This is a genomic window from Vibrio sp. Vb1980 (assembly GCF_033338615.1).
Taxonomy (GTDB): domain Bacteria; phylum Pseudomonadota; class Gammaproteobacteria; order Enterobacterales; family Vibrionaceae; genus Vibrio; species Vibrio alginolyticus.
On the sequence record NZ_JAWOSZ010000008.1, the window covers coordinates 137,408 to 149,923 of the forward strand.

Annotated in this window: 8 protein-coding genes; 2 read left to right on the forward strand and 6 right to left on the reverse strand. The window is 46.6% G+C overall.

The genetic code is table 11. The features are described 5' to 3' along the window. Positions 1–35 precede the first annotated feature (35 nt). Positions 36–1,661, forward strand: coding sequence for an iron ABC transporter permease (locus R7F64_RS14200; RefSeq protein WP_318071806.1), 1,626 nt, complete (start codon positions 36–38; stop codon positions 1,659–1,661). Next, positions 1,661–2,692, forward strand: coding sequence for an ABC transporter ATP-binding protein (locus R7F64_RS14205; RefSeq protein ID WP_005380055.1), 1,032 nt, complete (start codon positions 1,661–1,663; stop codon positions 2,690–2,692). Before R7F64_RS14200 ends, R7F64_RS14205 begins: the two co-directional genes overlap by 1 nt. A gap of 157 nt (positions 2,693–2,849) precedes the next feature. On the opposite strand, the gene R7F64_RS14210 is transcribed toward R7F64_RS14205, so the two are convergent. The 6 genes from R7F64_RS14210 to R7F64_RS14235 all read right to left on the reverse strand — a co-directional run bounded on the left by R7F64_RS14210 (position 2,850) and on the right by R7F64_RS14235 (position 12,500). Continuing rightward, entirely contained in the window at positions 2,850–4,262 is a 1,413-nt protein-coding gene (locus R7F64_RS14210; protein WP_206954585.1) for a phosphoglucomutase/phosphomannomutase family protein, read from the reverse strand. Positions 4,263–4,387: 125 nt separating this feature from the next. Then, entirely contained in the window at positions 4,388–6,796 is a 2,409-nt protein-coding gene (locus R7F64_RS14215; protein ID WP_318071807.1) for a GH36-type glycosyl hydrolase domain-containing protein, read from the reverse strand. Positions 6,797–6,880: 84 nt separating this feature from the next. Further along, positions 6,881–8,800 (reverse strand): beta-N-acetylhexosaminidase, encoded by a 1,920-nt coding sequence (locus R7F64_RS14220; protein ID WP_318071808.1) that lies wholly within the window; start codon positions 8,798–8,800, stop codon positions 6,881–6,883. A gap of 8 nt (positions 8,801–8,808) precedes the next feature. Further along, on the reverse strand, positions 8,809–9,699 hold the full coding sequence (locus tag R7F64_RS14225; protein ID WP_318071809.1) for an N-acetylglucosamine kinase: 891 nt from the start codon (positions 9,697–9,699) through the stop codon (positions 8,809–8,811). Between the two features lie 2 nt (positions 9,700–9,701). Further along, positions 9,702–11,441, reverse strand: coding sequence for a glycoside hydrolase family 9 protein (locus R7F64_RS14230; RefSeq protein ID WP_085569820.1), 1,740 nt, complete (start codon positions 11,439–11,441; stop codon positions 9,702–9,704). Between the two features lie 63 nt (positions 11,442–11,504). Continuing rightward, positions 11,505–12,500 carry an ABC transporter ATP-binding protein gene (locus R7F64_RS14235; RefSeq protein ID WP_005380041.1) on the reverse strand — a complete coding sequence of 332 codons (996 nt, stop codon included), beginning with the start codon at positions 12,498–12,500 and terminating at the stop codon, positions 11,505–11,507. Between the last annotated feature and the right edge of the window lie 16 nt (positions 12,501–12,516).

Sequence of the window (12,516 nt, forward strand, 5' to 3'; positions counted from 1 at the left end):
ATTTGTATTTCATACAGCCTTGCAGTAATTAGGCGATGAAAGATAAACACTCTTTATGGAAAACCAGTAGTGGGGTAATAACTCTGCTACTGGTTTTGCCGATCTTAGCGATCTTCTACACCGCAATTGGTGAAACGGATGATTTGTTTGCTCATTTAATGGCAACGGTCATGCCGACTTATATTTTTAACACGGTTGCGCTAACTGTTGGCGTAATGGTGCTGTCCGTAATTCTTGGTATTCCAAGCGCTTGGATAATGGCCATGTGTAAACTGCCGACCGAAAAATGGTTGCAGTGGGCATTGGTGCTACCTCTTGCAATGCCAGGTTATATCATTGGTTATATTTTTACTGATTGGTTTGATTTTGCAGGCCCGATTCAGATCTTTTTGCGTGATGTAACCGGATGGGGACCTGGCGAGTATTGGTTCCCTGACATTCGTACGTTGCCTGGTGCGACCTTTGTGTTGGCTTTGGTGTTGTATCCTTACGTGTATTTATTGTGCCGGGCTGCGTTTATGGAGCAAAATGTATCTTTATTGCAAAGCGCGCGTTTGCTCAAGTGCTCTCCATGGGAAAGCTTTTGGCGCATCTCGATGCCGTTAGTAAGACCCTCTATCGCAGTAGGTTTATCATTGGTCGCAATGGAGACCATCGGTGACTTTGGTACGGTAAGTTACTTCGCGGTGAATACGTTAACCACAGCGGTCTACGATACTTGGTTGGGGTACTCTAATCTTAATGCGGCAGCCAAGATTTCTGCCATGATGCTCGTCATTGTAGTACTGCTTCTTAGTGCCGAACGATACAGCCGCCGTAAACAAAAGCTTTTTCAAAGCCAATTTAACAGTCACGAAGATTTTCGTTACGAGTTGACGGGCTGGAAAAAGTGGACCGCACTGGTTTGGTGTTGGGGCTTGGTTTCAGTCGCTTTTATTTTGCCGCTACTACAGCTGATTGATTATGCGATCACTTATTTTGCGCAGAGTTGGACCTCAGAGTTTCGTGAATACGCATGGAATAGCTTAGTTGTGTCTGTTATTGCTGCGATTATTGGTGTTGCTGTCGCACTGATCGTTAACTTTACCCATCGAGTCAGTGGTAAACGAGAAAGCTTGGCATTTATGCGTCTTTCTTCTATGGGCTATGCAGTACCAGGAACGGTACTAGCCATCGGTGTGATGGTCGCTGTGCTGTTTATGGATCATCGTGTCAACGATGTTGCTAAAGCCATGGAGTGGGGAAGGCCGGGACTTATCTTTTCTGGTTCCATGTTCGCACTAGTATTTGCCATGGTTGTGCGCTTTTCCGCGGTAGCGATTGGTAGTATCGAAAGTAATTTAAATAAAATTTCTCCGTCGTTAGATATGGCATCGCGCACTATGGGTTGTAAGCCCAATGTCATGCTATGGCGCGTGCACTTTCCGCTGGTTAAGCGCGGTGCACTGATTGCGGCTTTATTAGTGTTTATCGAGTCGATGAAAGAGCTTAATGCTGCTTTGTTACTTCGTCCGTTTAACTTTGAAACACTAGCCACATACGTTTATAACTTCGCCTCGGATGAGCATTTAGAATTGGCCGCTTTGCCAGCGGTTCTGTTGGTTCTTGTTGGGTTGATCCCGCTTGTTGTTGTTAACCGTTCACTGGAGCAAAATCACTGATGAGCTGTGCATTATCAATTAAAAACCTAACGTGCCAATATGACGATCAAACCGTACTCGAATCATTGTCTCTTGAGGTAGAACAAGGGCAGATTGTCTGTTTGCTAGGAGCAAGTGGTTGTGGGAAAACAACACTATTAAAGGCCGTTGCGGGATTATTGCCGTTAACGTCAGGCGAAATGAGTCTAAATTGCGTCACAATTGATGATGGGGAAAACTGGTTGCCGCCAGAACAGCGTAACATAGGGATGATTTTCCAAGATTACGCACTTTTTCCTCACTTGACGGTGGAGCAAAACATTGCCTTTGGCTTAAAGCAGTGCTCGACAAAAGAGAAAAATGCCAAAGTTCAAGAAATGTTAGAACTCGTGCACCTTCAAGGTTATGGCGATCGTTATCCTCATCAATTGTCTGGTGGACAGCAGCAGCGTGTTGCGATTGCTCGCTCATTAGCTTACAGCCCAGACTTACTGTTACTGGATGAACCGTTTTCTAATATTGATACGCAAGTTCGCCATGAGTTGATAAGTGAGATCCGTAAGATTTTTAAGGCCCAAGGTGTGACTGCCATTTTTGTTACGCATAGCCGTGAAGAGGCTTTTGCTTTCGCCGATAAAATGGCAGTGATGAACAATGGAGTCATCGAGCAATATGGCACAGCATCTGAGCTTTACTACCAGCCTTCAAGTAAATTTGTCGCTGATTTCTTAGGTGGTGGCAGTTACCTTGCTGCTAAACGGGTTTCGAATTCAGAATATGAAACCCACTTGGGCGTGGTTGAAGCCACGGCTCAACAAGATATTCCAGTACAGGCGGAGTGCTCTTTACTGCTAAGACCGCAGCATGTGCAAATTCAATCCGATGAAGATAGTTCGGTAACCGTATTGGAACAGCATTTTATGGGTGATCACTGCCGTTATGTGATTAACGCGAATGGTGACCGTTTGTTAGCTACAGCTTCACAAGCATTAAATATAGGTGAGTCCGTCGCGGTGAAAATTGAAACGCAAGGCGTCCTGGCATTTGCTTAACGCTCCTGAGTATCTTTGCTATCTCGTTTACGACTTTCCAATATACAATAAAAAAGCCCGGCAGTGGGGCCGGGCAAGTGCTCTTCTCCTGTTGATGAGCGCCCTTTCAGACAGCGTCGACTCTCATCATAGTGCTCGAAGCGGGCACAAGGTTCAGTTATAAAGACAAGAAGTCTTTAAACTGTTGAAGAACACGTTCCGCAGTGTCCTTATCTTGCATCTCTGCAAAAATTCGTAGCAGTGGCTCAGTGCCAGAGAAGCGGGCGATGATCCAACCGCCGTTTTTGAAGTAGACTTTCGCACCATCTTCATAGCTGACTTTTTCGATTTCAAACTCAAACTCAGGCAACTGCTTTTCAACATAAATCTTGTTGAACAGTACGTCTTTTTGCGCTGGTTTGAACTTACAATCGCCTTCTGCCATGTAGGCATAGCCGTACTTGCTGTAGATTTCATCCAGCAACTCAGACAGCTTCTTGCCGGTTACTGAAATCATTTCTACCAATAGGCTTGATGCGAATACGCCGTCTTTACCTTTGATGTGGCCGCGAATGGTTAGGCCACCAGAGCTTTCCCCGCCAATCAGTGAGTCATCCGCTTCCATTTGGGAGCTGATGTGCTTAAAGCCTACAGGAACCTCAAAGCATTTCTCGCCATGATCTTCGGCGACTTTATCGAGAAGGTGGGTGGTTGCGATGTTACGTACCACGGAGCCTTTCCAGCCTTTGTATTCAAGTAGGTAGTAGTAAAGCAGCAGTAGCACTTCATTTGGATGAATGAAGTTACCTTTTTCGTCGATAATACCAAGACGGTCCGCATCGCCATCAGTACCGATGCCAATATCGTAACCTTGCTCTTTCACTAGGTGCATCAAACGGTAGAGTGTTGCAGCGCTTGGCGAAGGCATTAACCCACCGAAATCTGGGTTTTTGCCATCGTTAATCACATCAACGTCACAGCGGCCGTTGATTAATACGGTTTGCAGTGCGTTTTTCGCGACACCAAACATTGGGTCGATCAAAACACGTAAATTCGCCTTCTTGATCGCTTCGATGTCGATAAAGTCGATGATTGAGTCAACGAATTCGTTCATCGGATTGATGATTTCAATCAGCTTATCTTCAACCGCTTGTTCAAAGTCGACGCTTTTTACATCGTGCGCAGTGAGCGCGTCTATTTGTGATTCGATTTTTTGGGTGATGATTTCATCTGCGTCACGACCGCCTTCAATGAAGACTTTAATGCCGTTGTAATCGGCAGGGTTGTGTGATGCGGTAATACATGCCGAGTATGCGCAGCCCATTTCTTTCGCTTTAAACATTACGATAGGTGTTGGGACAAATTTGTCGATAAAGCTAACCACAATGCCGTTTGCTGCTAGAACTTCAGCGAACCAACGACCTGCTTTATCGGAAAGAAAACGACGGTCATAGCCAATCACAAAGCCGCGATCAGCAACCGATTCGTTATTCGTGATGTTTGCAACTGCTTGGGCAACCAAGCGTACGTTATCTTTGGTGAACTCCTCACCAATAAATGCACGCCAACCGCCTGTACCAAATTTGATCATGATTCGATCCTCGATAAGAGCGGCATCCCACCGCGTCTTAAATCTTTGCTAGCGAACCGATGCACTTGTAAAACATAAATGCACCGGATAAATCAAAAGGGGAGAAGGACTCCCCCAAAAGATGATTAACCTAGAGTAACGATAACTTCGTTTACTGAACCTTCCGCTTGAACTGGTACAGATGCACCATTTACAGCTTCACCGTTCACGGTAATCGACTTAACGCCTTTGCTTACTGAGTCTGGGTTAACGACTTTGATGTTGTACGTTGCTCCTAGCCATTGGCGAGTCACTTCGAAACCAGGCCAGTTCGTTGGGATACATGGATCGATAGTTAGGCCATCGAAGCCTGTACGCACACCAAGAATAAAGTTGGTAACAGCGAAGTAAGCCCAGCCTGACGTACCTGTTAACCATGGGTGGTTTGCACGACCGTGGTCTTGGTGGTCACGACCCATGATGAACTGAACGTATGAGTATGGTTCTGCAATACGTTTTTCGATGATGTCGTTCTGGTTGTATGGGTTTAGCGCATCGTAGAACTTCATTGCACGATCACCACGACCCAGTTTCGCTTCAGCTACCCAAGCCCATGGGTTTGGATGCGAGAATATCGCACCGTTCTCTTTTACGCCTTGGTAAACACGAGTTACGAAGCCGATATCATCATTCGGTGTTGCAAAAGATGGTGAGTTTAGGTGGAGGCCGTATTCAGAGAATAGGTTCTCATCGACAGCGTCCATCGCTTTTTCGCCGCGCTCTTGAGATACCGCACCAGAAAGTACCGCAAGTGTGTTTGACTCTAGGTGTACACGACCTTCTTTTTGTTGCGCTGTACCGATCTTTTCGCCGTTTTTCGTTAGACCACGGATATACCAGCCGCCTTCTTCGTCCCAAAGGTGTGTTTCACACGCTTCACGCACGTTTGCTGCCATCTCGGTGTATTTTTCAACGTCGGCTTCCTTACCTAGGTATTTCGCTAGGTCGATGAACTCCTGCAGTGCCCAGAAATGTAGGAACGACACCATTGAAGATTCGCCGCCACCTAGGTTCAGACAGTCGTTCCAGTCTGCACGCAGACCTTTACAGATACCGGTTTGACCTACGTATTCAGCCGAGAAGTCTAGCGCGGCTTTCATGTGGTCATAAACCGTTGCATCGCCACCGTCGGCGTAAGGGATCACTTCGTCGAAGAAGCTGTGCTCACCGGTTTCCATCACGTACTTACAGATGGTTGGAACTAGCCATAGGTGATCATCAGAACAGGTGTCTTCGATGCCGTGAATTTTGTCTTCATCAGAAGGTGTTGGAACTACGGTTGGAGATTTAGATGGTTTAACATCCGCTTTTTCTGGATCAAACCAATCTGGATCGAATAGGTGTAGACCGTAGCCCGCTTTTACTTGGCCGCGCAGTAGGTCAACGATACGTTTGCGCGTCATTGCTGGGTTAGCGTGAGGAACTGAGATTGCATCTTGCGCTGTATCGCGGTAACCAAGACCTGTACGACCACCCACTTCGATGAATGAAGCAAAACGAGACCACACCACACACGTTTCTGCTTGGTATAGGGTCCAAGCGTTGATCATGGTATCTAGACCTTCGTTTGGTGATTTCACTTGGAACTTGCCACAACGCTCATCCCAGTGTGCTTTGATACCCGCAAATGCATTGTCGACTTCTGCAAGGTCTTGGTACTTAGCACGTAGACGGTCACCATTGCCTTTACCGATACCTAGAATGTAAGCAAAGCGAACTTCTTCACCCGGCTGGATAGTGAATTGCTTGTGCAGAGAGCCACAGTGGTTGTAACAAGTTTGCGCTGTATTGAAACACTTACCTTGTTCTACTGCTAACGGGTTTGCTTCGTCACGGTATAGACCTAGGAAGCTGTCACGTTGGCCGTCGTATGAATCTGGATCAAATGTTGAAGCTAGGTAGTAGAAACCTTCGAAATCGTTGGTGTTGTAGTACAGGTCGTACTCTATCACGCCTTCGTTGTAAGCCGTACCTGCCGAGTACAGAGACATCTGATGGTTTTGGTTATCAGACTGAATGTGGCTGAATGAGAACTCAACAAATGAGAATGCACTGATCGTACGTGGTTTGTCAGAGGTGTTTTTAATCACTACATCCCAGATTTCAGCGTCTTCGCCTTTTGGCACGAACAGAGTTTTTGTTGCGGTAATACCGCTGTATTCACATTTGAACTTAGAGTAAGACAAGCCGTGACGAACTTCGTAGTTTGCTTCGTCTAAGCTCTTCGCAACTGGTTGCCAAGAGATTGACCAGTAATCACCTGTCTCATCATCACGCAAGTAAACGTAGTGTCCTGGGCGATCGAATGTCGCATTTGGACGGAATTTAGTAACACGGTTGTATTCTGGAGAGTTGTAGAACGAGTAGCCCCCCGCGTTGTGCGAGATAACCGTACAGAACTTCTCAGTACCTAGGTAGTTGGTCCATGGTGCTGGTACGTCAGGGCGAGTGATGACGTATTCGCGATTCTCGTTATCGAAATAGCCGTATTTCATTTGTGTCTTTCCTTTTTACGAAGCTGCATCAGCAGCCAAAATTTAAAAACTCTTCAAGCGTGATGTTTCGACATCAGTTTTGTATTACTTCCACGGTTTACGGTAATTCACTCCCTGCAAATCAAGCAGAGGTAGATGGCCTTTCAAGCGTGATAAATAGTCGGTCCAATCTCGGTGTTGTTTGTCTGTCCAACATGCTTCTGCCATTGCAGTTAAACGAGGGAAGATCATGTAGTCCATGCGAGGTTGGTTATTGATAATTTCGCACCATAATGCTGTTTGAATGCCCCAAATGCGCTTACGTATTGGGTCGTCAGCAGGCACTTCAGCGAGCGGCTCGTAGTTGTAAGCTTTTTCTAGTGGCAGTGGGTTTGCCCAGTCCACGCCCGGTTCTTCAGGTGCGTAGTCTTGGGTCATATCTAGGTAAGTGGTTTGTGCTGGTTGCAGCACCACATCAAAGCCTTGGCGAGCACAGTTCAAGGCCGCTTCTTCGCTTAGCCATGAGTAGATCACCGTATCTTTACTGACTTTGTCGCCGTGTTGAGCTTCTTCCCAGCCCAGCATGCGTTTGCCCAATTTACGAAGTTTGTCTTCGGCATAACGCAAGAAGTGTCCTTGCAAATCTTTGTAGTCGCTGTAACCCAGTTGTTCCATTAGTGCTTGGCATGCTGGGCTTTTTGACCATACGCCGTTAGGTACTTCGTCGGCACCAATATGAACGTAAGGCGCAGGAAAAAGCGCAGAGACTTCTTCTAGCACTTTGTCGATAAATTCATAACTCCCCGGCAGAGCAGGGTTAATGACGTTGTCGTTGTAATGCTGAATACTGCGGTATTCGGTGGTATCTTCCGCTTCTACCAATAGGTGTGGTAACGACTTGATGGCGGCTCGGCAATGACCAGGTACATCAATTTCAGGAATGATGGTGATGCCGCGTTGCGATGCAAACTCGATAACGTCTTTGATGTCTTCTTGTGTGTAGAAGCCGCCGTAACGTTCATCAAAGTGCGTGTACTGTGGTTCATTGATCTCATCCAATCCGCGCCAAGCACCAATATCGGTCAGTTGAGGCAGTGATTTGATTTCAATTCGCCAACCCTCATCGTCGGTAAGATGCCAATGGAACGTATTGAACTTGTAATGAGCCAGTTGGTTGATCAAGCGTTTGACTTGCTCAACGGAGTGAAAATGACGAGCACAATCCAGCATCATACCGCGGTAACGAAAACGTGGCCTGTCCTTGATTGAACAGCAAACTACTTCCATTGAGTTAGGTTGATCGCCAACTTTGATTAGTTGTAATAACGTTGCACAAGCATGGGTAAAACCAGACGAAGATCCTGCTTCAATTTTGATTGACTCTTCGGCTACTTTCAGTTTGTAAGCGCCTTCATCCAAGGTTGGGTTGCCTTTGAAGATGATCTGACTGCCATTGTCTGATGCGAACTCAAATTGGTGAATGCGCTTAAGCTCATCAAGTAGCCATTCTTTAGCTGAATTGGCCAGGCTTGAATAAACCGCGACGCCAGCATGATGATCAAAGCTAAAATAGTGATCGCTGACCTCAATATGGTTTGGTTTTGGCAGCAAGGGCTGTGCATGGGTTAAACTTGCAGGAATCTCACTGCGTTCACGGTATGGTGAAGCTAATACGATAGGCGTGACATCCACTTGTGCGCGCTGTGGGTTTCCATCAACGACAAAGTTGATCATCGCTTCGTTAAAGCCATCCGAGTAATAACGGAATGGGTTCGAACCAATACTGAATTCACAGTAATAGTGATGGTTGGCAGCCAGTACCAGCCCTTCTGGCTTAAGTGTGCAAAAACTACCAATTTGAGTCAGTTGACCATTTGAAACGCTGTCTGGAAGAATGTAACGATCGAAAGCGAAAGTTAAGCTCCAGCTGTTCAGGTCTTGGTCGCTCAAGTTATGAAAGGTAAGGCCAAAGCGGCAGTTTTGTTTCTGCTCAGAAAGGACCACGAGATCAACACGATATTCCATATCTACTCCTACGCCGCACTGAGCGAGTAAAGGTTATGTTCTGGTTTGCCAGCAAACATAATTGCGCCTTCAATCGCGTCAAACTGTGGCTCAACAATCCATTGCTGAACTGGTGGTGAGAGCCAACGTAAAATGCGTTCAGCAATGCTACCCATTAAACAAATACGTGTTGCGCCGCGCTTGTTTAATGCCACGAGAAACATTTCTATATCCGCTGCGGTTTGCTTCAGCATTTCAATGGCCAGTGCATCGCCTTGTTCCGCATGTTGGAAAATAGCCGGAGAAAACTGCCCATAATCACGAGGAAGCGCCTGTTTTGACCACGCCACCACGTTGTCGACCTCATTTTCGAAATGCTTCATAACGTGTTGTGCTAGGGGCGTTTTTTCTCTGATGCCATCTTCAGCTAACAAAACTTGCTGAACTAGGCGTAGCCCCATCACTGCGCCGCCACCTTGATCCGAAATAGGGAATTCACGACCACCGACAACGTGTTGCTCCAATCCTTTAAGGTAGATGCCACAAGAACCGGTTCCCGCAATCATGATTGCGCCATCTTCGCCATTGTGCGCACCAACGCACGCACCGTAAGCATCGGTATTCAGAGTCATACTGGCAAATGGATGAGGAAGAGACATGAAGGCTTGCCAAGATGCTTTGTGCTCTGCGCCAGCAAGGGCTAAGCCGACGTGCATCGACGCGAAATCTTGTTGTGTCAGACCGCCTTGCTCGGTAGCCGAAGTGATGGATTCAAGAATCGAAGCCATTGCTATTTCAGCACCTAGCATGATGTTGGCACTGCCGCTTTTGGCCTCGCCAAGAAAATTACCTTGTGAATCTTTAATCCTGGCTCGACATGACGTGCCGCCACCATCGATACCGACAAAATACATTCCCATGATTATTCTTCCTTCATATTTTTAGAGGTCGCCAACTGAGAAACATGCTGAGCTTGACTGATTATCGCGAGTAGGTACCAAGCGCCATGCGGGATCCATTGTTCGCCCCAGCGCCAGTTTTGTAACACGTCTTCTTTTTGTGCTGGTGGGTTAAATGCAATGTCTTCCTCGTCTTCAAAGCCGCCAGTGATTCCGTTACACACGCCACCTTTTGCGTTGAAGAAACCATATTGAGGGAGGTAATCAGGGTTGTTACGACCATGGCCATCTAGCATGCACATGTCGTATGGGTTTAAGCCTACAATCCAGTTCAATGCATCTTGAGCAAACACAGAAAGTTGTTGCTGTACTTCTTGCGACGCTATATGCGGTTGAGCAAGGTACGCCATGGTCGCGAGTGAGCCCAGTCGAGCATTCTCGCCTTGCCACCAATAGCCAGATTCATTGTTGTGTGCGACAAAAAATGCCTCGCGTTTTGACTCATTTACGCCTTTAACATATTGGCGAGGGTAACCGAATGGGTTGATCACTTTATTCGATATTGTGATCTCAAACTCACACGCTAGGTTGACGATACGTTTTACCGATTCCGCTCGTGCTGAGTCGTCTTCAATTGATAGATATTCGCATAGGGCAATAACTGGTAGACCAGCTTCGGCTGCGTGAAAATATGGACGGCTGCCGTCTTGGTTTGCTGACCAAAAGTGTTGAATCTGCTCGTCGCTCATTTGGCGTGCAACTAAACGTTGCGCCCACAAACGGCTCTCTTCCAAGTAGCGAGTTTCTTTGGTTGCTTTAAACAGTTCTACACAAGCCAGTAGCGCACAGTATTCGTCGATAATGTTTTCTTCCCCATCATTGAGGTACTGCGTATTGTGCTCTTTTAAGTGCCAGTAACCATTTTCGGCAGCGTTGCGGTATTTTTGTTGATCGTATTCACCGTGAACACTTAAACGCGATGCTGCCGCTAGCGCTGCAATGGCGACACCGCCACCTTGTCGAAAGCCTGCTTGATAGTCGTCAAATTTGTGACCAAGTTGAGTTTCGTACGCGCAAATCTCGCGTTGCGCAGTATCTTTGCTCCACTTGTCAAAGACCGTCATGTAGAAAAAGCCTTTTTCGTTTTGCATACGCACAAGAAAGTCTGCACCGAACAGGGCTTCTTCAATCAGACGTGTACGTGTGAAAGCTGCAATGTCTTCGCTTCCTTCAAGCAATGAAACCCCTTTTAGGATGTTCCAAACCACCATTGGGGTTTGTTGAGGATTCAAATAATTCGCGTATGAAAGGTGACTTAAATACTTGCTAACGTCTCCTGATGCGTCGTACCAGCCGCCGTGTACATCAACCTTTTTATTGGAGTTTAGTACTGGAAGTTGTCGATCTTGTTGATCGAAGATCCCGCCGCAACGTTGCGATTTGAAGTAGTGGATCACATCTGACAAAGTTTGATCCAACAGAATGTGTTCGCCAACGATGAAAGAGGAAGAGCGCGTATCTTCTACTTGCAAGAAATAGTCACCTGACGTTGTGAAAGAGGAAAAGTCGATGAGGTAGAAATAGCCCTGATGCCAGTTCGCCACTTTACCTTGTTCTTCAACCGCAAAAGTTGCCACGGTTTGCTCGCTAGTGGCACAAATCAATTGAGCAGTGTAAGAAGACAAGTGTGGTTGTTCGGTCTGGATAATGGCTTTCTTTGGGCCCAGACGTTCATAACCAATGTGGTTAGTCAGTAGCAGCATTCAATGTCTCCGGGAAACGATAAAAACAGGAATGGGCCAGGCTGAACCTGACCCTCGTTATGATTAATCTTCAAATAAGTAACAGCGGACAAAGTGGTTGTCGGACAGTTGAGTGACGCCCGGTAGTCGTTCGCGACATTTGTCGGTAGCGTGTACACAACGTCCAGCAAATGGACAGCCGACAGATTCTGGTGTCCAAAGTGGGATTTCCCCTTTGTTGCCTTTCAGTTTCTCGTGAATAGACTTCGATGGATCTGGAACCGCAGATACCAACAGTTGCGTATATGGGTGTTGAGGATCGTGAATGATTTCTTCAGTATCGCCCCATTCAACCATGTGACCTACGTACATGACCGCGAGATCTTCAGCAATGTAACGCGCTGTTGCGATGTCGTGAGTGATGTAAAGCAGAGACATTTGTTTCTCGAACTTCATCTCTTCCATCAAGTTCAGAACACCGGCACGGATTGATACATCGAGCATCGATGTTGGCTCATCCGCCAATACCACTTCTGCACCAACTGCGATGTTACGAGCTAGGTTTACACGTTGACGCTGACCGCCAGATAGCTGGTGCGGGAACTTTTGCGCCGTTTCTTTTGGTGGAATAAGACCAACTTGTTCAAGTAGGTCGTACACACGCTCTTCCAGTTCTTTCTTGTTGCCCGGTGCTACTTTCTTATGAATCAGCAGCGGGCGCGCAATATGGTGGAAAATGTTGTGTGTTGGGTTTAGCGAGCCGAATGGGTCTTGCCACACCATTTGTACACCTTCACGGTAGGTCATTAAATCGTGACGAGAGGTGATGTCTTGGATATCACGACCTTTGTATTCAATGATGCCATCGGTTGGTGCGTACATTTTTGCAATCATTTTTGCAGTAGTAGACTTACCTGAACCAGATTCACCTACCACTGACAAGCCGCGGCTCTTGTACATTTTGAAAGAGACGTCGTTGATTGCGCGCATCTTAGATTGTTTGATTGAGTTACTGTTTAAAGGGAAGTCCTTAACGACATTTTTACCCTCAATCAGCAGTTCGCCGAATTGTTTGCTCATAATTCTCTCCAGTGTA